Genomic DNA, 26838 nt, shown 5'->3' with positions numbered 1-26838 from the left:
CCTCTCGGCCTGAACAGCGCCGAGTGGAGACCGGGGCTGACGGAGGAAGCACGATTGGCACAGACATCTCACGGCGTTGGCGGACTCAGCTATGATGCGAGGCGGCGCGCATGGCCGGCCGAATTCAACGTCTTCCTGGCGCTCGTCATCCTGGTCGGCGCTTTCGAGCTGATCGGCCGGGTTTTCCTGGGCGACAGCTTCCTGTTCAATACCCGCGACAATATCGATGCGATCTTCAACGAAGCGCGCCTGCAGATCATCATCCTGCAGGTGTCGATCGTCGGCATCATTGCCATCGGCGTGACGCAGGTGATCATTACCGGCGGCATCGACCTGTCCTCAGGTTCGATCGTCGGCGCCACGGCGATGATAGCCATGAGCTTCGCCCAGGTGGCGACGGTCAATGGCAACCCGAACCCCAAGGCGATGTTTATCGCCCAGGGCTGGACCGACCTGCCGGTGATCGTGCCGGTGCTGGTCGCGATCGGCTGCGGCCTGCTGGCCGGCCTGGTCAACGGCGCTTTGATCGCCTACACGCGCATCCCGCCGTTCATCGCCACCCTCGGCATGATGGTCACCGCGCGCGGCATCGCTAAATGGTGGTCGAAGGGGCAGCCGATCTCGTTTCCGACCGAGAGTTTCGCCGCCATCGGCAAGGGGCTGATGCCGGTTATCATTTTCATATCGCTCGCAGTGCTGTTCCAGCTGATCCTCAGCTACACCAAATATGGCAAGCACTGTTATGCAATCGGCTCCAACGAGGACGCCGCGCGCATGTCCGGCATCAACATCGCCAACCACAAGATCCTCGTCTACGTCATTGCCGGCGTCCTCGCCGCGCTCGCCGCCGTGGTGCTGAGCTCGAAAAATCTCACCGCCCAGGCCGGCATGGGTGTAATGTACGAGCTCGATGCGATCGCCATGGCGGTTATCGGCGGCGTGTCGCTGTCGGGCGGCCGCGGTTCGATCATCGGGACAGTAATCGGCTCGCTGATCTTCGGCGTCATCATCTCCGGCTTCACCTTTCTGCGCCTCGACGCCTATTATCAGGAGATGGTCAAGGGCGTGATCATCGTCGGCGCGGTCGTTCTCGACCAGTGGCGCCAACGCCTGCGGGCAATGAGGGCTTGATCATGTCGGACATCGTCCTGAAGACCGAAAACCTGACCAAGTATTATGGCGGCGTCCATGCGCTGGAGGGTGCCAACTTCGAGCTGCGCAAGGGCGAGCATGTCGCCATCATGGGCGACAACGGCGCCGGCAAATCGACCTTCGTGCGCCAGATCACCGGCGTCGAGCAGCGCACCAGCGGCAGGATGTGGTTCGACGGCAAGGAAGTGAATTTCGCCGGGCCGATCGAAGCCCGCGAGGCGGGCATCGAGACGGTGTTCCAGAACCTGGCGTTGGCCGACGACCTCGACGTGCCGTCGAACCTGTTCCTCGGCCGCGAGCGGGTGCTGTTCAATCTCGGGCCCTTCTCGATCCTCGATCGCAAGTTCATGCGCAAGGCGACCGAGGCAGCCTTGGTCCGGACAGCGGTCAAGATTCCCAATCTTTCCAATACCATCCGCCACATGTCGGGCGGCCAGCGCCAGTGCGTGGCGATCGCCAGAACCGCGACCTTTGCCTCCAAGCTCATCATCATGGATGAGCCGACGGCGGCGCTCGGCGTGCAGGAGACGATGCAGGTCGAAAACATCATCCGCACGCTGAAGGAGAATGGCGAGCCGCTGATCCTGATCTCTCACAACATGCGCCAGGTGTTCGACCTGGTCGACCGCATCGTCGTTTTCCGGCGCGGCCGCATCGTCGCCAATTTGCGCAAGCAGGACACCGACGGCAACGATATTGTCTCCTACATCACCGGTGCCAAGACCGGGCAGGCAGAACTTGCGGCGTAACGGCCAACGCCGAGCCACAGGCGCTGACACGCCCTCCCTTCCCATCCTCAAAGGAAAATTCTTCATGCCTCTTCGCTTTGCTCTTCTCGGTGCCGGCCGTATCGGCAAGGTCCATGCTCGCGCCGTCGGTTCCAATCCTGAGGCCAGGCTGGTTGCGGTTGCCGACGCCTTCGAGAAGGCGGCGACCGATCTGGCCTCTGCCTATGGCGCCGAAGTGCGTAGCATCGATGCCATCGAGAAGGCCGGGGATATCGACGCAGTCGTCATCTGCACGCCGACCGACACCCATGCCGATCTGATCGAACGCTTCGCCAAAGCGGGTAAAGCGATTTTCTGCGAAAAGCCGATCGACCTCGACGCCGGCAGGGTGAAACAATGCCTGGCCGTCGTCGACAAGACCGGCGCGACCCTGATGGTCGGCTTCAACCGCCGCTTCGATCCGCATTTTGCCGCCGTGCGCAAGGCTATCGACGACGGTGCGATCGGCACCGTCGAAATGGTGACTATCACCTCGCGCGATCCCGGCCCGCCGCCGCTCGACTATATCGGCCGCTCGGGCGGCATCTTCCGCGACATGACCATTCATGATTTCGACATGGCGCGCTTCCTGCTCGGCGAAGAGCCGGTGGCGGTCAGCGCGCACGCTTCGGTGCTGGTCGACAAGAAGATCGGCGAGGCCGGCGACTTCGACAGCGTCAGCGTCATCCTCGAAACCGCCTCCGGCAAGCAATGCGTCATCTCCAATTCGCGCCGCGCCACCTATGGCTACGACCAGCGCATCGAAGTGCATGGCTCGAAAGGCATGATTGCGGCCGAGAACCAGCGGCCGGTGTCGATCGAACTGGCCAATGAGAAAGGCTATACACGGCCGCCGCTGCACGATTTCTTCATGACCCGTTATCTCGACGCCTATGCCAACGAGATTGCTGCCTTCATCGCGGCAGCGACGTCAGGCAAGAAGGCGTCGCCGAGCGGCAAGGACGGCCTGGTGGCGCTCAGGCTGGCAGATGCGGCGCTGAAATCGGCCAAGGAAGGCAGAACAGTGCGCGTCGACTAGTTCACGGGCGAGTGTTTTGAGGAGTTCAGGTTGTCGGTCTCAGGGTTTGGTGATTAGCCGGAACATCCATCACGTCGTCATCCTATGGCGAAGCAAGGAGCGAAGCGACGCGGCGCAGACCATAGGATCCATGCCGTTACATCCGAGCGATGCTAACGGTGCAGAATTCTGCTCGGCTGCTTTCTTCGGCCGGGGTCACGGCATGGATCCTAGGGTCTTCGCGACGGAGCTTCGCTCCTGCTTCGCCCTAGGATGACGACGTTGAGGGCGCCTCGACCGAGTTCTCAACGTTGCGAAGGCGCAAAGAACCGATCGTGAACTCAATGAATCTTTGGAAATCGTTAGTAACTCAAAACACAGGAGCAAGGCGATGAACGGTTCAGCCGGTCGCAATTCCGAAACACGCGCCATCGTCACCGGCGGCGCACAAGGCATCGGCTTTGCCGTCGCCGAAGCGCTGGCCGATGAGGGCTGCCGGGCGCTGGCGCTGATCGGCCGCTCGCAGGAAAAGGGCGACAAGGCTGTCGCCGCTCTCAAGCGCGCAGGCGTCGATGCCATCTTCATCAGCGCCGACGTTTCAAAGGTGGTCGACTGCAAGCGTGCGGTCGAAACGGCGATTGGCCATTTCGGTACCGTCAACGCGCTGGTCAACGCCGCTGCCACCTCGGCTCGCGGCTCGCTGGTTGAGACCTCCGAGGATCTCTTCGACCAGATATTCCAGACCAATGTGCGCGGCCCGTTTTTCTTGATGCAGGGCGTGGTGGCGCATTTGCTGGCGCGCCAGGCACCGGGCTCGATCGTCAACGTGCTGTCGATGTCGGCGCATTGCGGCCAGTCGTTCCTGGCACCCTATTCGTCCAGCAAGGGAGCGCTGGCGACACTGACCAAGAATGTCGCCAATGCCTATCGCGGCAATCGCATCCGCTGCAACGCGGTGCTGCCCGGCTGGATGGACACCGAAGGCGAGGCGATCGTGCAGAAGAAATGGCACGACGCGCCGGAGGACTGGTTGGAGAAGGCCGAAGCCGCGCAGCCGATGGGTCAATTGGTGAAGCCGGCGCAGCTTGCCCGGTTGATCAGCTATATGATCAGCCCGCAGTCCGGCGTCATGACCGGCTCGCTGGTCGACTACGATCAGAGCATCGCCGGGGCGTCACCGGAATAACGCCGGCGAGTACGGAGCTTCGCTCCTGCTTCGCCCAGGGATGACGAAGTTCGGGGGCTTCAGCCAATCGCGAATGGGCTGGAGTAGACGTCCTCCACCAGACGCGTGACAAACCCCTCCGCATCGACTATATCAGCCCTCATGATCAACCCGACCGCCTCGTTCTGGTATTTTAGCAACTCGCTGGCGGCGGGAGGATTGCGCTCGATCTGAAGATTGCAGCAACAACATCCGAACAGCCGCCAGACCTGGCGGCTTTTTTGTTTTAGCCGGCAGGTCTCCCCAATCAGGAGCAGAAAGCCGTGTTGACCACCACAGACGATCTTCGGGTCAAGGAAATCAGAGAACTGAGTACGCCGGACGAGGTGATGCGGGAGATACCCCGCACACTGACGGCGACGCGGACCGTTGCCGCGTCACGCAATTCGATTCACGCCATGCTGACCGGCACCGACGACCGGCTGGTGGTCGTCGTCGGCCCTTGTTCGATCCACGACCCGACCGCTGCCGTGGACTATGCCAGCCGTTTGGCATCGCTGCGTGAAAGCCTGTCGGACCGGCTGGAGATCGTGATGCGCGTGTATTTCGAGAAGCCGCGCACGACGGTCGGGTGGAAGGGCCTGATCAACGATCCCGACCTCGACGGCAGCTTCAACATCGACAAGGGGCTGCGGATGGCCCGCAATGTGCTCGCCGCCGTCAACAATCTCGGCCTGCCGGCGGCGACCGAATTCCTCGACATGGCCACCCCGCAATATATTGCCGACCTCGTCGCCTGGGGAGCGATCGGCGCGCGCACGACCGAGAGCCAGATCCACCGCGAACTGGCGTCAGGCCTGTCCTGCCCGGTCGGCTTCAAGAACGGAACCGACGGCAATTTGCGCATCGCCGCCGAAGCCGTGAAATCCGCCGCCCAGCCGCACCATTTCATGGCGGTGACGAAGGGCGGGCGCAGCGCCATCGCGACGACCACCGGCAACGAGGACTGCCACGTCATCCTGCGCGGCGGCATTGTGCCGAATTATGACGCGCCCAGCATTGCTGCTGCCTGCGCGGAACTCGGCCGGATCGGCGTGGCGCGGCGGCTGATGATCGATGTCAGCCACGCCAACAGCAGCAAGAAGCCGGAAAACCAGCCAGGGGTGGCGGCTGACGTGGCAGGCCAGGTGGCGGCAGGCGACGAGCGCATCATCGGCGTCATGATCGAGAGCAACCTTGTCGCCGGCCGGCAGGATGTCGTGCCCGGCAAGCCGCTCGTCTATGGGCAGAGCATCACCGATGGCTGCATCGACTGGGCAGCCACCGAGACGGTGCTTTACGGCCTTGCCGACGCCGTCGAGCGGCGCCGGTCGGCGCGCCGCGCCATGATCGCCGGCCGGCCAGGAGCGGCCTGAGCACTTCTCCTTCTCCCCTTGTGGGAGAAGGTGGATCGGCGCGCAGCGCCGAGCCGGATGAGGGGTGTTGGAAGAAAACTCGGCGTAAAAATATTGAGGGATTTTAAGCGCTTATTTCTTCGCTGTAGCGATCCGTCCAACACCCCTCATCCGACCGAGCTTCGCTCGGCCACCTTCTCCCACAAGGGGAGAAGGGAAGACCAGCGCGGGCTTACTACCTAACATCCATCCAGCGCTGTTCCGCGAACGAGCGCGCCATCGCGTGCACGGTGCGCTCGATCTCCAGCCCCTCGTCGAAGTCGATGATCCGCGCCGGCTTGCCGGCAAGCCGCGTCAAAAGTTCCCGGCATTCGATGATCTTGAGGTCGTTGAAGCCGAGGCCGTGGCCGGGCGCCGGCAGGAAGGCGTCATAAGGCTTATGGTGCGGCGCCACCAGGATGGTGCGATAGCCTTGCTCGGTCGGCCGGTCGGCTGTCAGATAGAGCTGGAACTCATTCATCCGCTCCTGGTCATACAGGATCGAGCCCTTCGAGCCAAAAATCTGGATGGCGATCCGGCCTTTGCGGCCCCAGGCTGAACGGTTGACCAGCAGCGTGCCGGCGATGCCGTTTTCGAGATGCATCAGGATGTTGGCGATGTCGTAGGTCTCGACCGCGCGGCGCCCGCCCGAGGCGACGCGGCGGTCGGCATAGGGTTTGGCCATGTCGCACATGACGCGGGCAACGCGGCCGAACAGCACGGCGATGAGCGACAGCGGATGCACGGCGAAATCGTCGAGCGCGCCGTAACCGGACGCCGCCTCGTGCTTCCAGAAGAACAGGGCCTCCGGATCGGCCATGAAGTCTTCGTCCATCTCGATACGCAGATGGTTGACGTCGCCGATGATCTTCTCGTCGAGCAGCGCGCCGATATGACGGATCGCCGGGTTCTGGATGTAGTTATAGCCGAGCGCGGCGACCTTGCCGGACTTTTGGGCCGCCGCAGCCATTGCTTGCGCCTCCGCAAAACTCGGCGCCATCGGTTTTTCACACCACAGATGCTTGCCAGCTTCGAGGATGGCGATAGCCATTTCCGGGTGGAACTGGTTTGGCGTGGTCAGCGAGATGACATCGACATCCGGGTCGTCGACGACGGCGCGCCAGTCGCCGGACGCCTTGGCGAAGCCGAATTCGCTAGCACGGCGTTTGGCAAGGTCCTCGCTGACCTCGCCCAGATGGACCAGCTTTGGCTTAGCCACATCGGGAAAGACGGTGCCGACCGCGTTCCAGGCAATGGCGTGGCACTTGCCCATGAAGCCCGTGCCGATAAGACCTACCCCGACCATCTGTCTTGTCTCCGCTGCGTGCAAATTTTGTGTGGATGAATTAGTCCATTTTGTTTGCGAATGGAACGCTTGTCTCATTTTTTATGGTGTTCTTGCACAGGCCCGCTATGATGGGGCACAGAGGGACCAGACGATGAGCCTGGGCGGAGCGACGATGGACGAACGGGTGCCTCGCGATTTCGAAACGCTGCGGGCGACGATCCTGGAGCGGCGCCAGAGCCTGCCGAAACGCATCGCCCAGATCGCCGCCTATGCGCTCGATAACCCCGACGATATCGCCTTCGGCACCGCTGCCAGCATCGCCGCCTCCGCCGGTGTCCAGCCTTCGACCCTGATCCGCTTTGCCCAGCAGCTTGGTTTTGACGGTTTCACCAGCCTGCAGTTGGTGTTTCGCGAGCGCCTGCGCGAGCGCAACTCATCCTATGATGAAAGGCTGGCGGCATTGCGCGCCAAGGCGGAGGAAGGCGCCGGTCACCGCGCGATTTTCGACGGTTTTGTTGCTGCAGCCAGCACCTCGCTCAACGACATTTCGCGCACGCTGAATGAAGACCATTTCGAAGATGCGATCGCCGTGCTGGCCAAGGCGGAAACCATCTATGTGCTGGCCAAGCGGCGCTCCTACCCGGTTGCCTCCTATATCGCCTATGCATTGGGCAAGCTCAAGATCCGCAACCAGCTGATCGAATCGGCCGCCGGCCTCAATGCAGAGATGATCGGCTTTGCCTCTCCAAGGGACGCCGTGATCGCCATCAGCTTTTCGCCCTATGCCCCGGCCACCATCGAGGAGGCGCGCGTCATTTCGGAGCAAGGCGTGCCGATCGTGGCGATTACCGACAGCTCCTTTTCGCCGCTCGCCCAATTCGCCAGGGTTTGGTTCGAGGTCGCCGAGGCCGATTTCGCCGGCTTCCGCTCGCTGTCGGCGACGATGGCTTTGGCCATGGCGCTGACCGTCGCGGTCGGCGAGAAGCGGCGCGACAGCGGCCGCAAGCGCAAGGGCTAGATCACCTCTATTGCCGTTTCGCCTTCTGCCAAAAGCCGCGCTGCGTCGCGGGCAGGCGGCGACCCGAACTGGCGGGCATATTCCCGGCTGAACTGGGAAGCACTCTCATAGCCGACAGCGAAGGCGACACGCGCCACGTTGCCCGGCTGGGCAATCAGCAGATGGCGGGCTTCCAGCAAGCGGATTTGCTTTTGATACTGGATTGGGCTCATGGCCGTCGCCGCCTTGAAGTGACGATAAAACGCAGCACTGCTCATACGGGCGATCTCGGCCAGATCGCCGACCCGGACCGGCTGATGGGGATGCGAACGGATCCAGGCGATCGCCCGGCCAATCCGGGACAGATGGCCATCGGCGCGCGCAAGTTCACGAAGCTTTCCGCCCTGGGGGCCTTGCAGGAGCCGAAACAGCATCTCCCGCTCGATCATGGTCGCGAGCACGGGAATCTCCGCTGGCCGGTCAAGCAGCCGCATCATTCGACGCAACGCGTCAAGCAGATCGTCATCAGCGGGAGAGGTGGAGAAACTGTCGCCACTGAGGGCCGGCGCGTGCTCGACGAGAAGCGCGGCGACGGCCTGCAGGTCAAGGGTCAAGCCAATGGCCAGGTAAGGACGCGCCGCGCTCGCTTCGACTATCTGGCTGATGGTGGGCGTCTCGACAGTGTAGATGAAATAGCTGGCCGGATCGTAACGAAGAGCCCGGTCGCCGATCAGAACCGTCTTCGCGCCCTGCAATACGAATAAGATCCCCGACCCCCACACCCCTGGCAATGGCGCCGTGGCGACTTCGCTGCGGCCTATCGAAACGCGGGGAACCGCCGTTCTTGTCCGTCGCCCGCGCGCATGGCGGCTGGCGATCTCGATCAGCTCCTGCAGCGTTTCGCTCATTGCGCCAGCATCGCGCATTCGTACCGGCCGCGCAACAGCATGAGAGGATTAGGCAAGAGCCGGAGAATTTCCGGCGCGCGGCGCGCGCCGCCTCGGTGCCATTTGTGGGTCTTCCACAAGAAAAAATGGAGACACCGATTATGAGAGCATCGAAAAGCGCGCTGGTGACCGGCGCCAACAAGGGTATAGGCCGCGAAATCGCCCGGCGACTGGCGACCATGGGCTTCAAGGTCTGGCTCGGAGCCAGGAGCGCCGAACGCGGCATGGCGGCGGCGCAGGCATTGCGTGCCGAAGGCCTCGACGTGGAGTGGCTTGAGCTGGACGTCACGCGCGATGACAGTGTGAAGGCGGCAGCCGAGGCATTCAGGCAGGCCGGCTCCTGCCTCGACGTGCTGGTGAACAACGCCGGCGTCGCCATCAATTACGACTTGCCGCCGAGCCAGCAGCGGATCGCCGACATCCAGGCCACCTACGACGTCAATGTCTTCGGCCCGATCCGCGTAACCCAGGCATTCCTGCCGTTGCTGCTGGCGGCACCTGCTGCCCGGATCGTGATGGTGAGCAGCTCCACCGGGTCCATCGGCCGGGCGCTCGATCCCGCCACCGCCAACCACGCCGTCAATTTGATGGGCTACGGCAGCTCCAAGACAGCCTTGAACGCCATCGCCGTGGCCTTCGCCAGGGAGCTCGCGCCCCAAGGCATCAAGGTCAACGCCGCGGCGCCCGGCTACACCGCCACCGATCTCAACGGGTATAAAGGTCACCGCACGGTGCAGCAGGCGGCCGAAATCGTCATTCACCTGGCGACCTTGGATGCCGATGGCCCGACCGCCGGGTACTTCAACGATGATGGCCCGCTTCCTTGGTAAATCAGCAGGTTTCAGTGGTAGACCCTTGACGTTCGTCTGACTTCAAAGTTTCTGACCGCGCGAGCCTTGCACAGCACTTTTCAGCCTTGGGAATGCTCGTTCCATATTGACTATGGATTGGAATTATTATTTCATATTGCCGGCGCCACGCTGCCGCTCGCGCGTGTTACCCAAGACAACAAAGCCGATGGGAGGTTCGAATGGGCGAAGCCGTGGAAGCGAGACATGCGTCGCTCGACATCATCACGATCGGCCGCGCTTCCGTCGATCTCTATGGTCAGCAGATCGGCTCGCGCCTCGAGGACATTACTTCCTTTGCCAAGTCGGTCGGCGGCTGTCCGGCCAACATCGCAGTCGGCACTGCCAGGCTCGGCCTGCGCTCGGCGCTGCTCACCCGCGTCGGCAATGAGCAGATGGGCCGCTTCATCCGCGAGCAGCTGACCCGCGAGGGCGTTTCGGTCCAAGGCCTCAAGACCGATCCGGAGCGGCTGACCGCCCTGGTGCTGCTGTCGGTCGAGGATGAGGGCGTCTCGCCGATGATCTTCTATCGCAGCGATTGCGCCGACATGGCGCTTTCGGAAGACGACATCGATGAGGCTTTCATCGCTTCGGCACGCGCGGTCGTCGTCACCGGCACGCATTTTTCACGGCCCAACAGCGACGCCGCCCAGCGCAAGGCGATCCGTGCCATGAAGGCCAGGGGCGGCAAAGTGGTGTTCGACATCGACTACCGCCCCAACCTCTGGGGTCTCGCCGGCCACGCCGAGGGCTTTGAGCGCTATGTGAAATCCGACCGCGTCTCGGCGCAGTTGAAGACGGTGCTGCCCGACTGTGACCTCATCGTCGGCACCGAAGAGGAAATCATGATCGCCTCGGGCGCAGACGATTGCCTGAGCGCGCTGAAAACCATCCGCTCGCTGTCGGCGGCAACCATCGTGCTGAAACGCGGCGCCATGGGTTGCATCGTCTATGACGGGCCGATCAGTGACGACCTCGAGGACGGTGTCGTCGGCAAGGGGTTTCCGATCGAGGTCTACAATGTGCTCGGCGCAGGCGACGCCTTCATGTCGGGCTTCCTGCGCGGCTGGCTCGGCGAGGAAAGCCTGGCGACGGCGGCGACCTGGGCCAATGCCTGCGGGGCATTTGCCGTGTCGCGGCTGCTCTGCGCACCTGAATACCCGACTTTCGAGGAATTGCAGTTCTTCCTGAAAAACGGCAGCAAGCATCTGGCGCTGCGCAAGGACGAGGCGATCAACCACATCCATTGGGCGACCACGCGCCGGCGCGACATCCCCTCGCTGATGGCGTTCGCCTGCGACCACCGCGTCCAGCTGGAGGACGTCGCGGCAAAAGCCGGCGCCGATCCGTCGCGAATCCCAGCTTTCAAGGTGCTGACAGTCAAGGCTGCGGCCAAGGTCGCGGCTGGCCGCGCCGGCTACGGCATGCTGCTCGACGAAAAATACGGACGCGAGGCGATGTTCGAATTCGCCCACCATTCCTTCGCCTGGCTCGGCCGGCCGGTCGAGTTGCCGGGTTCGCGGCCGCTTCGCTTCGAGTTCTCGCAAGACATAGGTTCGCAACTGACCGAATGGCCGGTCGACCACTGCATCAAATGCCTGTGCTTCTATCATCCCGACGATCCGGCGGCGCTGAAGAGCGAACAGCAGCAGAAACTGCGCGCTTTGTTCGAGGCCGCGCGGAAAGTGGGCAGAGAACTTCTGGTCGAGATCATCGCCGGCAAGCACGGCAGGCTCGACGACATGACGATACCGCGCGCGCTCGAGGAACTCTACGCACTCGGCATCAAGCCCGATTGGTGGAAACTCGAACCGCAGGCATCGGCCGGCGCATGGGCAAAGATCGAGGCGGTGATCCTGAAGCACGATCCGTGGTGCCGCGGGATTGTACTGCTCGGTTTGGAAGCGCCGCAGGACGAACTGGAAGCGGCCTTTGCCGCCACCGCCAAGGCGCCCATCGTCAAAGGTTTCGCTGTCGGCCGCACCATCTTCATCAACGCAGCCGAACAATGGCTTGCCGGCAAGATGTCGGACGATGAGGCGGTTGCCGACATGGCATCTCGCTTCGAGCGACTGACCGAGGCATGGCTTGCCGCGCGCGGCCGCAAAGCAGCATAAGAAGGCGCGGCATAAGGACTGCGGAGGAACCGACATGACCAAGACAATCCGCCTGACGATGGCGCAGGCGCTGACCCGCTTTCTTGCTCGACAGATGACCGAGATGCACGGGAAGAAAGTGCCGATCTTCGGCGGCGTCTGGGCGATCTTCGGCCACGGCAATGTCGCCGGCGTCGGCGAGGCGCTCTACCAGGTGCGCGACGAGCTGCCGACCTTCCGTGCCCATAACGAGCAAGCAATGGCGCATGCAGCGATCGCCTACGCCAAGGCCAATTTCCGCCGCCGCTTCATGGCCGCGACCAGTTCGATCGGCCCCGGCGCGCTCAACATGGTGACCGCGGCGGCACTTGCGCATGTAAACAGGTTACCTGTCCTGTTTCTGCCCGGCGACGTCTTCGCCAATCGCATTCCCGATCCCGTCCTGCAGCAGGCCGAGGATTTTTCCGACGGCACGGCGACGGTCAATGACTGCCTCCGGCCGGTGTCGCGCTATTTCGATCGCATCACGCGGCCGGAACAGATCATGCCGGCGCTCAGCCGCGCCATGCAGGTGCTGACCGATCCCGCCGAATGCGGCCCGGTGACACTGGCGCTGTGCCAGGACGTGCAGGCCGAGGCTTATGACTACCCCGAGAGTTTCTTTGCCGAGCGGCTCTGGACGCCGCGTCGGCAGCGCCCGGACCGCCAAGAGCTAGCAGCTGCAGTGGCGGCGCTGAAGAGCGCGAAGAAGCCATTGGTGATTGCCGGCGGCGGCGTACTCTATTCGCAGGCGTCCGAGGAACTGGCAAAACTGGTGCAAGGCGCCGGTATTCCTGTCTGCGAGACGCAAGGCGGCAAATCCTCGCTCCCGGACGATCATTCCTTGAACATGGGCGCGGTCGGCGTCACCGGCACTTCGGCGGCCAACAGGCTGGCCGAAGAGGCCGACGTTGTGCTTGCCGTCGGCACCAGACTGCAGGATTTCACCACCGGCTCCTGGGCGCTGTTCAAGCATGCCGGCAGGACCATCATCGGGCTCAACGTGCAACCTTTTGACGCCGGAAAGCACCAGGCGCTGCCGCTGGTCGCCGATGCGGCGGAAGGGCTCGCCGAACTCGGCGAGGCGCTGAAGGGCTGGAAGGCGCCTGCCGCCTGGACCGACAATGCGATCACGGGCAAGAAGGCCTGGCAAGCGGAGGCGGGCAAGGTGACGGCGTCGACCAATGCCGCCTATCCGTCCGACGCGCAGGTGATTGGCGCCGTACAGCGCGCCATGGGCTCCGGCGTGATATTGCTCCATGCCGCCGGCGGCCTGCCAGGCGAATTGCACAAGCTATGGCAGGCAGGCGCCCCCGGCTCCTACCACGCCGAATACGGCTTCTCGACCATGGGCTACGAAATCGCCGGCGGGCTCGGCGTCAAGATGGCCAAGCCGGACGAAGAGGTTGTGGTGATGATCGGCGACGGCTCCTATCTGATGCTCAATTCCGAGATCGCGACCTCGGTGATGCTCGGCCTCAAGCTGACCATCGTGTTGCTCGACAACCGCGGCTATGGCTGCATCAACCGGCTGCAGATGGCGACCGGCGGCGCCAACTTCAACAATCTGCTGAAGGACGCCCGTCACGAGACCTTGCCCGAGATCGACTTCGCCGCGCATGCTGCGAGCATGGGTGCGATTGCCGAAAAAGTGGCGTCGATCGCCGGGCTGGAAACGGCACTGGCGCAAGCCAAGAAGAACACGCGAACGACCGTGCTGGTCATCGACACCGACCCGCTGGTTTCGACCGAGGCCGGTGGAAGCTGGTGGGATGTCGCCGTGCCGGAAGTCTCGGCACGGCCGCAAGTGAACGCGGCGCGCAAGAAATACGAGGAAGCGCTGAGCGGGCGGGTTTTTTAGCCATCCGCGAAAGCGCCTCGAAATGCCTGAAACTGGAGTGACGACTTGAAAGCCAAACTGGGCATGTCCCCCATTGCGTGGTGGAACGACGATCTTGCCGAACTCAGCGATGATGTGTCGCTGGAGGAGTGCCTGCGCCAGTCGCGCTCGGCTGGCTTTACCGGCATGGAAATGGGCCGCCGCTTTCCCAACGATCCGAAAATAATGCTGCCGATCCTCAGGCAGGCCGACGTGACGCTTTGCGGCGGCTGGTTCTCGGGGACGCTGGTCGACGAAGACATGGCGAAGAACAAGGATCGTATCCAGCCGATGATCGATCTGTTCAAGGCGGTGAATGCGCCCTGCATCGTCTATGGTGAAGTCGGCCGCTCCATCCAGGGCGACCGCTCGAAACCGCTTGCCAGCAAGCCCAAGCTTTCGGACGAGGAGATGAAAGCCTATGCGAAGCGGCTCACGCAGTTCGGCGAATGGTGTGCAGAGCAAGGAATGCCGCTCTCCTATCACCATCACATGGCGGCGGTGGTCGAGACCGAGCCAGAGCTCGACGCCTTCATGCGCTATTCGGGAGAAGGCATTCCATTGCTGCTCGACGCGGGTCACCTGGCCTTTGCGGGCGGCGACGTGCTGCGCGCTATTGATAACCACCACCGGCGCATCAACCACGTGCATGTGAAAGACGTGCGCAGGGAGGTGATCGATAAGCTGGATCGTAGCACGCAATCCTTCCTCGATGCGGTGGCGCTTGGTGCCTTCACCGTGCCGGGAGATGGCTCGCTGGACTTTGGCTCCATCGTCCAGAGGTTCGCCGACCATGGTTATGAAGGCTGGTTCGTGGTCGAGGCCGAGCAGGATCCGAAGAAGAACCCGCCGCTCAAGATGGCGCAGGTCGGCTACAAGGAATTGATGCGGGTGATGACGGCGGCCGGCTACACGGTGGAGACACAGGGCTTTCCAAATGCTTGAGGCTCGCGAGGAGACGTGTTGATCCGATGAAAGACTCCGAGCACCCGTTTTTCCGGCAGCTGTGGCGGCGCGTTGCCGTTGTCGCGGTCTGCCTGGTCTGGTCGGTGATCGAATTCGCTACCGGAACGCCGTTCTGGGGCGTGATCGCGCTCGGCTTCGCCGGCTATGCCGTCTGGCAATTCTTCTATCTCTACAAGCCGGCTGACGGGGGCAAGGATTCGGCCGAGCCGAAGGAATGACCGGAAATCCATGGCGCAGAAGTTTTTTGTGGATCGATACCGCGTGACTGACAGATCGCATGCGTCGGCAATTGGCCGGAACACCCCTCGCTTCGTCATCCTAGGGCGGAGCAAGGAGCGCAGCGACGCGGCGCAGACCCTAGGATCCATGCCATGACTTCGAAGTGGCATGACGGTGCAGAATTCTGCTCCGCTGTGCCCTTCGGCCAAGGTTACGGCATGGATCCTAGGGTCTTCGCGACGGAGCTTCGCTCCTGCTTCGCCCTAGGATGACGAAGTTGGAAGGCCTGGCCAATCTCTCCAAGATTTCGCGACAGTCCATCGAAATCTTGGCTGCGCCAATCGAGTGTCGAGGAATAGGAGACCCCAGATGTCTAAGCTGCTCGTCAAAGCCAATAAGGGCCACGGCCGCATCGCCCATGTGACGCCGCAAAACGCCGGCTGGACCTATGTCGGCTTCGATCTGCATCGGCTGCGACCCGGCGAGAGCGCTTCCGGGCAAACCGCGGATCGTGAGGTCTGCCTGGTGTTCGTCACCGGCAAGGGTAAGGCGAAGGCCGGTGGCAAGGAACTCGGGCTGCTGGGTGAGCGCATGTCGCCCTTCGACGGCAAGCCGTGGTCGGTCTATGTGCCGCAGGGGTCGGAGTGGTCGGTGAGCGCCGATACCGATCTCGAACTTGCCGTCTGCTCGGCGCCGGGACTGGGCGGCGGTCTGCCGGTCCGTGTCCTCGGGCCCGACAATCTCGGCCAGGAGGTTCGCGGCAAAGGCACCAACACGCGCTACGTCACCAACATCCTGCCGGAGGGTAAGCCGGCCGATTCCTTGCTGGTGGTCGAGGTCATCACACCCGGCGGCCACACATCGAGCTATCCGCCGCACAAGCACGACCAGGACAATCTGCCGGCTGAATCCTATCTGGAAGAAACCTATTACCACCGCCTCAACCCGCCGCAGGGGTTTGCTTTCCAGCGCGTCTACACCGATGCGGACGAGAGCGGTGCTCGTTCGCTCGACGAGGCGATGGCGATCGAGGACGGCGACGTCGTGCTGGTACCCAGGGGTTATCACCCGTGCGCAGCCTGCCACGGCTATGATCTCTATTACCTCAACGTCATGGCCGGACCGAAGCGGACGTGGAAATTCCACAACGCGCCCGAGCACGAATGGCTGATGAAGGCCTGACAGGTTTCGCTTCGCCTTCATCCGCTGGTCCAAGGCGAAAAAATCGTCGGCTAATGACCCGCCTGGACAACTTTGTTATCAGGAGCGATCACCAGCTTCGTCATTTCGTCATGCAAATCGCCTATGGCAGCGGGGCTGACGAGGACTTTCGATGCGCTACGCTATCTATTTCACCCCCCGACAGGACGAACAGCTGGCACGGATCGCCGCCAACTGGCTCGGCCGCGACCCGTTCGGTGCCGCCACAAAGCCGGTCGAGGCTGCGGGCGAACTGTCGGCGGCAGAAGTTGCCTTCCATACCGCCTCGGCGCGCCGCTATGGCTTTCATGCGACGCTGAAGGCGCCCTTTCGACTGGCCCCCAACGAGACCGAAACGTCGCTTTGCACGACACTCGACGATTTTGCCGAGGCGACGCCGGTGCTGACGATCCCGCGCCTGATCGTCAGCCAGATCGACGGCTTCTTCGCGCTGGTGCCGGAAGCACCGCTGCCGGCGCTCAACCGCTTCGCCGATGATGTGGTGCGCGACTTCGACCGCTTTCGCGCGCCGTTGACGGAAGCCGAGATCGAACGGCGCAGCCCCGATTCGCTGAAGCCCGACGAATTCCGCAATCTCTGCCAGTGGGGCTACCCCTATGTCTTCGAGACGTTTCGCTTCCATATGACGCTGTCCGGCCGGGTCTCGTCACAGGAAAGCCCTCGTCTTCGCCTAGCAATCGACAGCCTGTTTGCGGGCGTGCTGCAACGGCCGGTGCCGGTGGACGCGCTGACGCTGTTTGTGGAAACTGAACCGGGTGCGCCGTTCATGGTGCTGTCGCATCATGCGCTCGGGCGCCGCCCGGCCAGAAGAACTGCCTGACCAGAAGAACTGCCTAAATGACTATTTGCTTCAACCGCATTGTGCGACGCCGATTCATTTTCAGTTGGTTGCAAAATGCTCCGAGGACTGCCTGAAATGACCGCCGAGACCGTTCTTCACAATGCCCGCATCGTACTGGCCGACCAGATCATCGAAGGGTCGATCGTGCTGCGCGATGGCGTGATCGCCGACATCGCCCCCGGCGCTGGCCGCAGCGGCGAGGACATGGGCGGCGACTTCATCATCCCCGGCCTGGTCGAGCTCCACACCGACCATCTCGAAGGCCATTACGCGCCGCGGCCGAAAGTGCGCTGGAACCCGATCGCAGCTGTGCTCGCCCATGACGCGCAGGTGGCGACCGCCGGCATCACCACCGTGCTCGACGCCTTGCGTGTCGGCATGGACGAGGATGCCGACCTGACGGCCGCCGACATACGCAAGCTGGCCGACGCGATCGAAGACAGCGTGCAGCAGGACCGGCTCAGGGCCGACCATTTCCTCCATCTGCGCTGCGAGGTTTCGGCGCCGGACTGCCTCACGGCCTTCGCCAATTTCGACGGCGACGAGCGCGTCAGGCTGGCGTCGCTGATGGACCATGCGCCCGGACAGCGCCAGTTCGTCAATTTGGAAACCTACGCTTATTACTACCAGCGCAAGCTGAAGCTGACCGATCGCGATTTCCAGAAATTCTGCGAAAAGCGGATGGCGGAATCGGCGAGGAACTCAAGCCCGAACCGCAGCTTCATCGCTGCTGCCTGCCAGGAGCGCGGCATCGTGCTCGCCAGCCATGACGACGCAACCGTCGGCCATGTCGATGAAGCGATCGAGCAAGGTGTGCGTGTCGCCGAGTTCCCGACCACCGAGGAGGCGGCGCGGGCTTCAAAAGAGGCAGGGCTCGGCGTATTGATGGGCGCGCCGAACGTCATGCGCGGCGCCTCGCATTCGGGCAATGTCTCGGCCCGCGCGCTGGCCGGCGACGGCCTGCTCGACATATTGTCGTCGGACTACATTCCGTTCAGCCTGATCCAGTCGGCCTTCTTCCTCGGCGACGTGGTCGAGGGCATTTCCTTGCCACAGGCGGTGGCGATGGTCTCGAAGAACCCGGCCGAGGCGGTCGGCCTCACCGATCGCGGCGTCATCGAGCCCGGCCGGCGCGCCGATCTGGTTCGCGTGCGGGTCGACGACCATGTTCCAGTCGTCCGCACGGTCTGGCGGCAGGGACGCCGGGTCGCATGATGGTGTCGGCATCGGTCGAGCGTGAATTGTCAGCCGCGGCCTTTCCGATCCGCGACGGCGTCTTCGTCGCCGTCGTCGGGCCGAGCGGTGCCGGCAAGGACACGGTGATCGGCTATGCGCGCGCCGTGTTTGCCGACGAGAGCCGGCTGGAGTTCGTGCGCCGGGTGATCACCCGGCCGAGCGATGCGGCCACTGAGGATCACGATACGCTCGCCGACGCGGCCTTCGTCGAGGCCGAAGCGGATGGCGCCTTCGCCATTTCCTGGGAGGCGCATGGCCTGCGCTATGGCATCCCGGCCGAAGTCGACTGGTCGGTCGCCAACGGCCGCGTCGCGGTCGCCAACGTCTCGCGCGCGATCATCCCGGCGCTGCGGGGACGCTACGCCAATCTGGCTGTCGTCGAGATCACGGCTACGCCGCAGATCCTGGCCGAGCGGCTGGCATTGCGCGGTCGCGAATCGCGCGGTGAAGTGCTGGCACGGCTGGCGCGCAGCGCCAATGTGGCGCTGTCCGGACCGGGTGTCACCTCGATCGACAATAGCGGTCCTCGTGAAGCCGCCGGCGAGCGCTTCGGCGAGGTGCTGCGCAAGGCCATGGCCTTCTCCGACATGTCGGGTCTTATCTAAAGTAGCGCCCATCCGATGCATTCGGGATGGGCGCTACTTGTCTAACCGATATTTTTTTGGAAACCGGTATCCACTTTTCGGGATATGGCCTCATGCGGCGTGCCGGTCCCGACCAGCGTGATGAGTATCCGTGCTAGTGGTTGTCGTAGGCTTCGCTGGTGCATCCGCCGGTGTATCCAGAACTGCAACGTGATGCCGATACACCATTTCCCAGCCCTTCCAGCCGGTGAACAGCAGTATGCAGACCACTATGAACGACAACAGCGCGCCCCACGGTCGGACCGCGGCCTCGGCGCCTTGAGCATAGCGAAGGTAGAAATTGATCAGTGCCACAACGACCGCGGTCAAGTTGCCCAGCATGTGGTACCAGGCGTCGGACAAGGCGCGAATGCGCGGCTCGTTGAGGAAGTCGATAAAACCGGCTGTCGCGGCGAGAAGGGCCATTACTATGGCTGCCCCGATCAGCCACATCGATGCCCGTGCCCAGAAGGCATCGGCAGTCCCCCAGAAAACCAGGTCGGTGACAAACGCACCGACAAGAAACGCGACAGGAAAAGGTATCAGCATCGGGTGGAGGGGGTGAGTTCCTACCTTGGCGGTACTTATTGGATTCGTGGGCATGGGACGCCTCCGCGTAGCAAAGCTTAAACAAACGCTTAGATACGGGTTTCGTTCCAAATAGAGATCAACCTGAACTGCTGTCGCGAAGCTCAGGCTGACCTTTTCATGCCTGCCAATGGCAGTCGGCGTATTTCATCCAGCTATTTTTGCGTCATTCGGCGGCAGCACCCGCCACGCCCTTGCGGGTAGCTTCCAGCATCCGCCGCCGCGCCCTGAACACGCCCCATTGCTGGTCGACCAGCACGCCGATGAGGATCACCCCGCCCATGACGGCGAAGTTGAGCGAGGACGGGATGCCGAGCAGGTTGACGAGGTTCTGCAGCTCCTGCAGCAGCACCGTGCCGAGGAGGACGCCGATCAGCGAACCTTCGCCACCGCGCAGCGAGAAGCCGCCGAGCACCGCCGCCGCGATGGCATAGAGCTCGTAGAACTGCCCGTGGCTCGCCGGCGAGATCGAGCGTGTGTACATGGCGAAATAGATAGCCGACAGCGCCGTCAGCACGCCGCAGATGACATAGGCGGCCATGACGATGCGGCCGGTGCGGATGCCGGAATATTTTGCCGCTTCCTCGTTCTTGCCGATGGCGTAGAGATAGCGACCGAACACCGACCGGTGCAGCACCACCCACATCACGACGGCGATAACGATCAGCGCGATGAAACTGTTCGGTACGCCCCAGGACCGCCCGGCCGTCAGGAATTCGAGTTCCGGGAAGTTCTGCCCAAAGGCAAAGCCGGCGGTGCCGTCGGCGGTGTAGAAGCGCGCCACGCCGCGATAGATCAACAGGCCGCACAAGGTCACCACGAAAGGCTGCAATTTGAGCCGGGTGATCAGCCAGCCATGCATCAGGCCGATGATGGCGCCGAGCGCGATGATCAGCACGAAGGCCAGTGGCCACTCCATCTCCCGCACGGCGATGAAATCGATGAACAGCGTACCGAGTAGCGCAACCACCGAGCCGACCGACAATTCGATGCCGCCGGTGATGATGACAAAGGCCTGGCCAATCGACAGGATGCCGAACAGCCCGATCAGGTTCGAGGTGTTGGCGAGATTGATCGGCAGCAGGAAGCGCGGGTTGATGATCGCCACCACCGCGCCGACCACCAGGATCAGGATCAGCAGGCCGAGATCTTTCTTGCTCATCGTCTTCTCCCAGTGCCTGCGAATTACTTCGGCTGCTTGCCAACGGCCAGCAGCAGCACGTTTTCCTGGCTGAACCGGTCCTTGTCGAGAATGCCGGAGATCTGGCCCTCATGCATGACGGCAATGCGGTCGGAAACGCCGATCACCTCCTCCATGTCGCTGGAGATCATCAGCACGGCGACGCCGGCATCGGCCAGCGCTCGCATCAGCCCGTAGATCTCGGCCTTGGCGCCGATATCGATACCGCGCGTCGGCTCGTCGAGGATCATCACCTTCGGCTTCATCGCCAGCCATTTGGCCAGCACGACCTTTTGCTGGTTGCCGCCCGACAGCGTGCCGGTACGCGTCTGGACGGAGGGCGCCCTGATGCCGAGATCGGTCTTCTGCTTCTGAGCGGTGGCGGCCTCGGCGCTTGTCGAGACCAGCGAGCGCCGCGAATGCGCCGGCAGATTGGGCAGCGAGATGTTCTGGGCAATCGACAGGTCGAGCAGGATGCCGGTCAGCTTGCGATCCTCGGGGACGAGGAAAATACCGTTGGCCACTGCGTCGGCGGCCGAACCAAGAACCAGATCTTTTCCGTCAAGCTGGAACGAGCCGCCAAAGCTCCTGTCGATGCCGAACAGCACGCGCGCCAGCTCCGTCCGGCCGGAGCCGACGAGGCCGGCGAGGCCGAGGATCTCGCCATGCCTAACGTCGAGGTCGACGGGCCGGTCAGGATAGGCGGCGGTGCGAATGGCCTTGACCGACAGCGCGACAGAGCCCGGCGGGCGCGCCGATTCCGCGGCCTTCTCGCGCTCCTTCAGCATGCGGCCGATCATCAGCTTGACCATCTGGTCGTGATTGATGGCGCTCTTCGGCAAGGTTCCGGCGAGCATTCCGTCCCTGAGCACGACGACGCGGTCGGCGACGCGCTCGACCTCGTGAAGGCGGTGCGAGATGAATATGACACTGATGCCGTCTGCCTTCAGCGCCTTGATGACGCCGAGCAGCTTGTCGGTTTCGGCGATCGGCAAGCTCGAGGTCGGTTCGTCGAGGATAACCAGCCTCGCCTCGATCGACAGCGCCTTGGCGATCTCGACCATTTGCTGCTGCGCCAGCGACAGCGCCGACACCGGCGTATCGGCCGAGAAATTGGCGCCTACGCGTTTGAGCAGCGGCGCCGCCTGCGCTCGCAGCCTGGCGCGGTCGACCAGCTTGAGCGGCCCGGCGCGTAGCGGTTCGCGGCCAAAGAAGATATTGGCGGCCACGTCAAGGTTTTCGAACAGGTTGAGTTCCTGGTGGACGAAAGCGATGCCCGAGCCGATGCTGGCCTCGACAGTCAGCCCGTCATGGGCGACGCCATCGACGGCGATGGTGCCGGTGTCCGGCCTGGTCACGCCCCCGAGGATCTTCATCAGCGTCGATTTGCCGGCGCCGTTTTCGCCGACCAGGCCGATGACCTCGCCTGGCCTTACGTCCATCGAGAATCCGTCCAGCGCGACGACGCCGGGATAGGTCTTGCGCACACCGTCGAGGCTCAGGAACGGAGCGTCCGTAGATGCAACGATGGATGGGTCGGAATAATTCATCACGCCTGACAGCAGCCGGTGAGCCGTTTGGTCTCAGACTGACGGGCCTCGCGAAGCCCGTCAATAGAACGCCGGCTCAAGGCGAACCTTGAGCCGGCGCAACCTAATTCGCTCACTTTCCAGCCATCGCCTTGAGGCTGGCGGCGTAGGCGTCGACATCGTCCTTGCCGATGATCTTGGTCGGGATGATGATCAGGCCATCGGCGGGAATGCCCGACTTGTCGCCCTCGAGATAGGCAGCCATCAGCTTCATGCCCTGATAGGCCCATTCGAAGGGTTGCTGCACGACGGTGGCGGCGACGGTGCCTTCCTTGACGCCGCCCAGCGTGATCGGATCGTCATCGAAACCGACGACGGTGATCTGGCCGAGCTTGCCGGCATCGCGCAGCGCTTCATAGATGCGCGGCGTGTTGTAGGAATAGAAGCCGACCATGCAGGTGACGTCGGGGCTGGCGACCAGCGCGTCCTCGACGTTCTTCTTGGCGCGAGCCTGATCGATGTCGTCGCCACGCACGTCGACCAATTCGATCTTGGTGCCGGCGAGGCCGTCCTTCATGCCCTGGATACGTTCCTTGGCATTGTCGGCACCGAGCAGGCCAACGAAGCCGAGGCACTTGCCACCGTCAGGCATTGCCTTCTTGGCGATCTCTGCCGCCTGCTTGCCGGCATCGACATTGGACGAGCCGATATAGGCGACACGCTTGGTCTGCGGTGCGTCGCTGTCGGTGGTGAACAACGCCGTTTGCGAGGCGATCTTGTTCAGTCCGTCGGTCGACGTCTTGGGATCGACGGCCGAGACCATGATCGCCTTCACGCCGGCCGTCACCAGATCGTCCATCAGGCGCTGCTGGATGGCGACCGAGGACTGCTCCGGATATTTGAGTTCCAGATTGTAGTTGGGCAGTTCGCCTTGAGCCTTCTTGACGCCGGCTTCGGCCGCCTTCCAGAAATCGGAAGCGCCGTTGACGACGAAGGCCAGTGTCGGCTTGTCGTCGGCCCGCGCGATTGCGCTGGCGGACAGCCCGAGCAGCAAGGCCGCAGCGGCGACGGACGCATTTCGTATTACAGATTTCATGTTCAACCTCCCATTTGACTCAGTGATTTTCGCTGATGATGAACGTGCCGACGCGGCTTGGACGCCCTCCTCCTCAGGGTTCCGGCAGCGAGGAACGACGCCATTCCAGCCGCGATCATCGACTTTAGAGACTCATTCGCCGTTCGTAAATAGTCCGATTTGTCTGACATTTCTCCGAAACGGCAGGCGAGCTTCGGCTGACGGGAACCGTCCGATACAAAGCTGGCTGGCGTTCCGAACATGCGCGGTCCGATGTCGTCCGGGCCTGACGGATTGACGTTATAGGGATGCCAGATATTAGTAAAGAGTATTACTTGATCGGGATTCTCGCCACAAAGGAGAGGCCTTCCAGTCGTTGCTGCTTGGGACTGGGCGACTGAATTCGCCGAAGAGGGTGGATTATATCTATTAGTAGCGCTTTGCCTTATAAATGCGAAATTCGAGGGACCAACAACATGAACGAACCACTTCGGGATGCGGTCCTTCAGGGTGCCAGACGGCGCAAGCCGTCCGGGAAAAACTCCAAGGGCCGCGTCACCATGACCGACATCGCCAGGGCTGCAGGCTGTTCGCAGGCGACGGTCTCGTTCGTCCTCAACAACACGCCCGGCATCAGGCTGTCGCAGCAAACCCGAGAGCGGGTGATCGAGACCGCACGAACGCTGGGCTATTCGCCGCCGGTGTTTTCTGCCTTGCGAGCCCCTGTTGCCGCATTCGACGGGCTGGATGGCGTGATCGGCTTCGCCGTCGACCAACTGGCGACCAGCCCGGAGGCGGTCGTCGCCATCGAAGGGGCGCGGCAAGCCTCTTGGAACGCCGGCAATGTGCTTTTGGTGGCGCAGACCATGGGCGACGAGGTGATGGAGCCCCGCGCCATCGCGGCGCTGACCAAGCGGGGCATCTCGGCGCTGATCTACATGACCATCTTCACCCGCGAGATCGTCGCGCCGGACTATCTCTACGGCCTCGACATCCCGGTCATCCTGCTCAATTGCTACACCGCCGACTATGCCTTCCCGGCCGTGGTGCCGAGCGAAATCGCCGGCGGGCAGAGCTCGACCCGGCACCTGATCAGCCATGGCCACAGACGTATCGCCACCATTACCGGCGAGCCCTGGATGCAGGCGGCGCAGGACCGCCTGAAGGGTTACCGCCGGGCGCTGGCGACGGCCGACATCCCGTTCGACCCGGCGCTGGTCGTCGAAGGCGATTGGTCGGCGAGCGCCGGCTATGCCGCGACCGTCAAGCTCTTGGCGCTGAAGGACCGGCCGACCGCCATCTTCTGCCAGAACGACCGCACCGCGATCGGCTGCTATGAGGCGCTGAAGGAGGCCGGCCTGCACATCCCCCAGGATATTTCGGTGGTCGGCTATGACGACGAGGAGATCGCCCGGCATCTGTTCCCGCCGCTGACGACGTCGATCCTGCCGCATATGGCAATGGGACAATGGGCGATCGAGCAGCTCGAAGTCCCCGCTGCTCCCGGTCGCGGCCGCTATCCCATCACCAAGCTCGAATGCCCGCTGGTGGAGCGGGAGTCGGTTGGCGCTGTGGCGGGCTGAGGCGAGAGCGCCGGCGATCGACAATGGCACAGGCTTGACATCGGGCCCGGCATATACCCGATTGATTTCATGAGACTGCAAAGCTGCTACAATTTTCAGGACTTCCGCCGGCTGGCAAAGCAGCGCCTGCCAGGCCCGATCTTCAACTATATCGATGGCGGCGCGGACGACGAGACGACGCTGCGGCGCAACACGGCGGCGTTCGAGGCTTGCGATCTCGTCCCCAACGTCCTTGCCGGCGTCGGACAGGTCGACATGTCGGTCACCGTCATGGGCCAGAAGCTGGCGATGCCGGTCTATTGTTCGCCGACGGCTCTCCAGCGGCTGTTTCACCATAGCGGCGAGCGCGCCGTCGCCGCGGCGGCGGAGAAGTTCGGCACGATGTTCGGCGTCTCATCGCTCGGCACGGTCAGCCTGGAGGAAGTCCGCAAGCACAGGACGCCGCAGGTCTATCAGTTCTATTTCCACAGAGATCGCGGCCTGAACCGCGCCATGATGGAGCGCGCCAAGGCGTCCGGCGTCGAGGTGATGATGCTGACGGTCGACAGCGTCACCGGCGGAAACCGCGAGCGTGACCTGCGGACCGGCTTTTCCATCCCCTTTCGGCTTACGCTCGGCGGCATGATGCAGTTCGCGATCAAGCCGAGATGGGCCATCGACTATTTGACGCACGAAAAGTTCAGCCTGCCGCAGTTGGACGGCCACATCGATCTCGGCGGCGGAGCGCTTTCCATCAGCCGCTATTTCACCGAGATCCTCGATCCATCGCTGGATTGGAAGGACGTCGAAGACATGGTCCGCTTCTGGAACGGGGAGTTTTGCCTGAAGGGGATCATGAGCGTCGCCGATGCCAGAAAGGCCGTCGACATCGGCTGCACCGGCATCGTCCTGTCAAATCATGGAGGCAGGCAGCTGGACGGCTCGCGCAGCCCCTTCGACCAGCTGTCGGAGGTCGTCGACGCGGTGGGCGACAAGATCGACGTGATCATCGACAGCGGCGTCCAGCGCGGCACCCATGTGCTGAAAGCCCTGTCGTTGGGCGCCAAGGCCGTCGGCGTCGGGCGCTACTACCTCTTCCCGCTGGCCGCCGCCGGACAGGCAGGCGTCGAGCGGGCGCTCGGCCTGATGCGAACCGAGATCGAACGCGACATGCGGCTGATGGGATGCAGGTCGGTGGCAGAGCTTTCCAGGGGGAATGTGCGGTTTAGGTAATAGGGCCGGGACGTGGCGCACGGCATAAGCTTTTCGAAGTGCGAACACTATACCGACCGGCCGCCGCTCCTGCCGTCCGTGTCGAAGACGGCCTCGCCGGAAACAGCATCCGTATATCCGCCGTCAAGCTGCTGCAACGTATGCCGGAACCGATCAAGATTGCTTAGCATTTTGGGCCTGGCATCGACCATGTGCTGGAAAGTGTCCCACTCTCCAATCGAGAAGAAGGCGCCATCTCCCGATTTGATGAGAGCCATTTTTCGCAATCCCTCGAAATTGCGCGGAGCGCTGCTGAACAGTTCGACGAATTCGTCTTCACTACCCGGCTTGACCCGGAAGCGGACGCTGTTGAATGCCGTCATGTACGTTCCCCCGTGAAAGAACTGAAAACCTCGAATATGCGAAGCCCTAACGCACCTCGAACCCTTCGAACACGTGTACAGGAAAATCGGAAGGTTGGCTTCAGTCACCTCTGGCTGAAAGCCCGTTTCTGGCGCTATTTGCCAGGAAGAGGACGACGCTCGATCTCAATCAGTATGCCCTTCCGACCGGCAATGAAACGCGCTGTTAACGCCGTTCGCGGGTGACAGGATGTTGGCCGCAGTTCGAAGGTATAATCTGCGTCTCGCTGTCAGTTGCGGAGGCGAAAATGAATTTGCTTCGGATTGCGCTCTTGTGCACGGCCATGATCGACCTTGGAATGCCGGCCGTTCGCGCTGAGGATCGGCCTGTGCCGCCGAACAACGAAGCCGCCACAGCGCAGCCGCCCGTTCATTGTGAAGGCCAAAACTGTCTCCCGCCGGCGAACGATCCTGTGCAGGAATGCACCGGCCAAGATTGCACGCCAGTTCCGCCGACTGAACCAGGTCCGGAGGTTAAGCAGGCCGACTGAGCAGCTTCAGCCGACACCGCTCTTTTGGCAGGATGGCGCTCACT

At 62.7% G+C, this 26838-nt stretch carries 24 protein-coding genes; 17 read left to right on the top strand and 7 right to left on the bottom strand.

Translation table 11 applies throughout. The features are described from left to right. The first annotated feature begins 54 nt into the window (after positions 1–54). The 5 genes from AC0L2X_RS12785 to AC0L2X_RS12765 all read left to right on the top strand — a co-directional run bounded on the left by AC0L2X_RS12785 (position 55) and on the right by AC0L2X_RS12765 (position 5517). The gene (locus tag AC0L2X_RS12785; protein WP_473599856.1) at positions 55–1131 is read left to right on the top strand and encodes an ABC transporter permease; all 1077 of its coding nucleotides are present in this window, start codon (positions 55–57) and stop codon (positions 1129–1131) included. A gap of 2 nt (positions 1132–1133) precedes the next feature. Further along, positions 1134–1901, top strand: coding sequence for an ATP-binding cassette domain-containing protein (locus tag AC0L2X_RS12780; RefSeq protein ID WP_254815918.1), 768 nt, complete (start codon positions 1134–1136; stop codon positions 1899–1901). A gap of 64 nt (positions 1902–1965) precedes the next feature. Next, entirely contained in the window at positions 1966–2958 is a 993-nt protein-coding gene (gene iolG, locus AC0L2X_RS12775; protein WP_473599855.1) for an inositol 2-dehydrogenase, read from the top strand. Positions 2959–3328: 370 nt separating this feature from the next. Continuing rightward, positions 3329–4123 (top strand): SDR family oxidoreductase, encoded by a 795-nt coding sequence (locus AC0L2X_RS12770; protein WP_473599854.1) that lies wholly within the window; start codon positions 3329–3331, stop codon positions 4121–4123. Positions 4124–4425: 302 nt separating this feature from the next. Then, positions 4426–5517 carry a 3-deoxy-7-phosphoheptulonate synthase gene (locus tag AC0L2X_RS12765; RefSeq protein ID WP_473599853.1) on the top strand — a complete coding sequence of 364 codons (1092 nt, stop codon included), beginning with the start codon at positions 4426–4428 and terminating at the stop codon, positions 5515–5517. Between the two features lie 214 nt (positions 5518–5731). Here AC0L2X_RS12765 and AC0L2X_RS12760 read toward each other — a convergent pair whose 3' ends face one another. Continuing rightward, entirely contained in the window at positions 5732–6841 is a 1110-nt protein-coding gene (locus AC0L2X_RS12760; protein WP_473557050.1) for a Gfo/Idh/MocA family protein, read from the bottom strand. Between the two features lie 154 nt (positions 6842–6995). Between AC0L2X_RS12760 and AC0L2X_RS12755 the strand changes: the two genes are divergently transcribed. Beyond that, positions 6996–7841, top strand: coding sequence for a MurR/RpiR family transcriptional regulator (locus AC0L2X_RS12755; RefSeq protein ID WP_352490569.1), 846 nt, complete (start codon positions 6996–6998; stop codon positions 7839–7841). Here AC0L2X_RS12755 and AC0L2X_RS12750 read toward each other — a convergent pair. Beyond that, a complete protein-coding gene (locus AC0L2X_RS12750) occupies positions 7838–8728 on the bottom strand; it encodes an AraC family transcriptional regulator (RefSeq protein WP_473599852.1) in 891 nt (296 codons plus the stop codon). The genes AC0L2X_RS12755 and AC0L2X_RS12750 overlap by 4 nt on opposite strands. Before the next feature lie 140 nt (positions 8729–8868). Between AC0L2X_RS12750 and AC0L2X_RS12745 the strand changes: the two genes are divergently transcribed. The 9 genes from AC0L2X_RS12745 to phnN all read left to right on the top strand — a co-directional run bounded on the left by AC0L2X_RS12745 (position 8869) and on the right by phnN (position 18717). Next, positions 8869–9597, top strand: coding sequence for an SDR family oxidoreductase (locus tag AC0L2X_RS12745; protein ID WP_473599930.1), 729 nt, complete (start codon positions 8869–8871; stop codon positions 9595–9597). Between the two features lie 200 nt (positions 9598–9797). Then, positions 9798–11732, top strand: a complete 1935-nt coding sequence (locus AC0L2X_RS12740; protein ID WP_473599851.1) for a bifunctional 5-dehydro-2-deoxygluconokinase/5-dehydro-2-deoxyphosphogluconate aldolase — start codon at positions 9798–9800, stop codon at positions 11730–11732. 34 nt (positions 11733–11766) lie between these two features. Continuing rightward, positions 11767–13611 (top strand): 3D-(3,5/4)-trihydroxycyclohexane-1,2-dione acylhydrolase (decyclizing), encoded by a 1845-nt coding sequence (gene iolD / locus AC0L2X_RS12735; RefSeq protein WP_473599850.1) that lies wholly within the window; start codon positions 11767–11769, stop codon positions 13609–13611. 45 nt (positions 13612–13656) lie between these two features. Next, positions 13657–14574, top strand: coding sequence for a myo-inosose-2 dehydratase (gene iolE / locus AC0L2X_RS12730; protein ID WP_473599849.1), 918 nt, complete (start codon positions 13657–13659; stop codon positions 14572–14574). 26 nt (positions 14575–14600) lie between these two features. Next, positions 14601–14813, top strand: coding sequence for a DUF3329 domain-containing protein (locus AC0L2X_RS12725; protein ID WP_473599848.1), 213 nt, complete (start codon positions 14601–14603; stop codon positions 14811–14813). 370 nt (positions 14814–15183) lie between these two features. Continuing rightward, on the top strand, positions 15184–15996 hold the full coding sequence (iolB, locus tag AC0L2X_RS12720) for a 5-deoxy-glucuronate isomerase (protein WP_473599847.1): 813 nt from the start codon (positions 15184–15186) through the stop codon (positions 15994–15996). Positions 15997–16147: 151 nt separating this feature from the next. After that, positions 16148–16855, top strand: coding sequence for a DUF1045 domain-containing protein (locus AC0L2X_RS12715; protein ID WP_473599846.1), 708 nt, complete (start codon positions 16148–16150; stop codon positions 16853–16855). Between the two features lie 96 nt (positions 16856–16951). Beyond that, on the top strand, positions 16952–18091 hold the full coding sequence (locus AC0L2X_RS12710) for an alpha-D-ribose 1-methylphosphonate 5-triphosphate diphosphatase (protein WP_473599845.1): 1140 nt from the start codon (positions 16952–16954) through the stop codon (positions 18089–18091). Further along, on the top strand, positions 18088–18717 hold the full coding sequence (phnN, locus tag AC0L2X_RS12705) for a phosphonate metabolism protein/1,5-bisphosphokinase (PRPP-forming) PhnN (RefSeq protein ID WP_473599844.1): 630 nt from the start codon (positions 18088–18090) through the stop codon (positions 18715–18717). The genes AC0L2X_RS12710 and phnN overlap by 4 nt, the downstream gene beginning before the upstream one ends. Before the next feature lie 90 nt (positions 18718–18807). On the opposite strand, the gene AC0L2X_RS12700 is transcribed toward phnN, so the two are convergent. The 4 genes from AC0L2X_RS12700 to AC0L2X_RS12685 form a co-directional block, all read right to left on the bottom strand. Next, on the bottom strand, positions 18808–19338 hold the full coding sequence (locus AC0L2X_RS12700; RefSeq protein ID WP_352490500.1) for a DUF2231 domain-containing protein: 531 nt from the start codon (positions 19336–19338) through the stop codon (positions 18808–18810). Between the two features lie 151 nt (positions 19339–19489). Next, a complete protein-coding gene (locus tag AC0L2X_RS12695) occupies positions 19490–20485 on the bottom strand; it encodes an ABC transporter permease (RefSeq protein ID WP_352490501.1) in 996 nt (331 codons plus the stop codon). Between the two features lie 23 nt (positions 20486–20508). Continuing rightward, positions 20509–22053, bottom strand: a complete 1545-nt coding sequence (locus tag AC0L2X_RS12690) for a sugar ABC transporter ATP-binding protein (protein WP_473599843.1) — start codon at positions 22051–22053, stop codon at positions 20509–20511. Positions 22054–22165: 112 nt separating this feature from the next. Beyond that, the gene (locus AC0L2X_RS12685) at positions 22166–23128 is read right to left on the bottom strand and encodes a sugar-binding protein (protein WP_473557021.1); all 963 of its coding nucleotides are present in this window, start codon (positions 23126–23128) and stop codon (positions 22166–22168) included. Between the two features lie 455 nt (positions 23129–23583). On the opposite strand from AC0L2X_RS12685, the gene AC0L2X_RS12680 reads away from it, so the two are divergent. Next, positions 23584–24690 (top strand): LacI family DNA-binding transcriptional regulator, encoded by a 1107-nt coding sequence (locus tag AC0L2X_RS12680; protein ID WP_473599842.1) that lies wholly within the window; start codon positions 23584–23586, stop codon positions 24688–24690. 69 nt (positions 24691–24759) lie between these two features. Next, positions 24760–25902: an alpha-hydroxy acid oxidase gene (locus AC0L2X_RS12675; protein ID WP_473599841.1), complete on the top strand. Its 1143-nt coding sequence runs from the start codon at positions 24760–24762 to the stop codon at positions 25900–25902. 47 nt (positions 25903–25949) lie between these two features. Here AC0L2X_RS12675 and AC0L2X_RS12670 read toward each other — a convergent pair whose 3' ends face one another. Next, positions 25950–26264, bottom strand: a complete 315-nt coding sequence (locus AC0L2X_RS12670; RefSeq protein WP_473599840.1) for an antibiotic biosynthesis monooxygenase family protein — start codon at positions 26262–26264, stop codon at positions 25950–25952. Between the last annotated feature and the right edge of the window lie 574 nt (positions 26265–26838).

The organism is Mesorhizobium sp. WSM4828 (assembly GCF_055811175.1).
This window is presented reverse-complemented; position numbering and strand designations above follow the sequence as displayed.

Bases quoted from the DNA above. Each gene is read 5' to 3' on its own strand.
- AC0L2X_RS12750 (WP_473599852.1), bottom strand. From the start codon at position 8,728: ATGAGCGAAACGCTGCAGGAGCTGATCGAGATCGCCAGCCGCCATGCG.
- AC0L2X_RS12760 (WP_473557050.1), bottom strand. From the start codon at position 6,841: ATGGTCGGGGTAGGTCTTATCGGCACGGGCTTCATGGGCAAGTGCCAC.
- AC0L2X_RS12680 (WP_473599842.1), top strand. From the start codon at position 23,584: ATGAACGAACCACTTCGGGATGCGGTCCTTCAGGGTGCCAGACGGCGC.
- phnN (WP_473599844.1), top strand. From the start codon at position 18,088: ATGATGGTGTCGGCATCGGTCGAGCGTGAATTGTCAGCCGCGGCCTTT.
- AC0L2X_RS12745 (WP_473599930.1), top strand. From the start codon at position 8,869: ATGAGAGCATCGAAAAGCGCGCTGGTGACCGGCGCCAACAAGGGTATA.
- AC0L2X_RS12710 (WP_473599845.1), top strand. From the start codon at position 16,952: ATGACCGCCGAGACCGTTCTTCACAATGCCCGCATCGTACTGGCCGAC.
- AC0L2X_RS12715 (WP_473599846.1), top strand. From the start codon at position 16,148: ATGCGCTACGCTATCTATTTCACCCCCCGACAGGACGAACAGCTGGCA.
- iolG (WP_473599855.1), top strand. From the start codon at position 1,966: ATGCCTCTTCGCTTTGCTCTTCTCGGTGCCGGCCGTATCGGCAAGGTC.
- AC0L2X_RS12770 (WP_473599854.1), top strand. From the start codon at position 3,329: ATGAACGGTTCAGCCGGTCGCAATTCCGAAACACGCGCCATCGTCACC.
- AC0L2X_RS12725 (WP_473599848.1), top strand. From the start codon at position 14,601: ATGAAAGACTCCGAGCACCCGTTTTTCCGGCAGCTGTGGCGGCGCGTT.
- AC0L2X_RS12755 (WP_352490569.1), top strand. From the start codon at position 6,996: ATGGACGAACGGGTGCCTCGCGATTTCGAAACGCTGCGGGCGACGATC.
- AC0L2X_RS12695 (WP_352490501.1), bottom strand. From the start codon at position 20,485: ATGAGCAAGAAAGATCTCGGCCTGCTGATCCTGATCCTGGTGGTCGGC.
- AC0L2X_RS12675 (WP_473599841.1), top strand. From the start codon at position 24,760: ATGAGACTGCAAAGCTGCTACAATTTTCAGGACTTCCGCCGGCTGGCA.
- AC0L2X_RS12740 (WP_473599851.1), top strand. From the start codon at position 9,798: ATGGGCGAAGCCGTGGAAGCGAGACATGCGTCGCTCGACATCATCACG.
- iolB (WP_473599847.1), top strand. From the start codon at position 15,184: ATGTCTAAGCTGCTCGTCAAAGCCAATAAGGGCCACGGCCGCATCGCC.
- AC0L2X_RS12685 (WP_473557021.1), bottom strand. From the start codon at position 23,128: ATGAAATCTGTAATACGAAATGCGTCCGTCGCCGCTGCGGCCTTGCTG.
- AC0L2X_RS12700 (WP_352490500.1), bottom strand. From the start codon at position 19,338: ATGCCCACGAATCCAATAAGTACCGCCAAGGTAGGAACTCACCCCCTC.
- AC0L2X_RS12780 (WP_254815918.1), top strand. From the start codon at position 1,134: ATGTCGGACATCGTCCTGAAGACCGAAAACCTGACCAAGTATTATGGC.
- iolD (WP_473599850.1), top strand. From the start codon at position 11,767: ATGACCAAGACAATCCGCCTGACGATGGCGCAGGCGCTGACCCGCTTT.
- AC0L2X_RS12670 (WP_473599840.1), bottom strand. From the start codon at position 26,264: ATGACGGCATTCAACAGCGTCCGCTTCCGGGTCAAGCCGGGTAGTGAA.
- AC0L2X_RS12690 (WP_473599843.1), bottom strand. From the start codon at position 22,053: ATGAATTATTCCGACCCATCCATCGTTGCATCTACGGACGCTCCGTTC.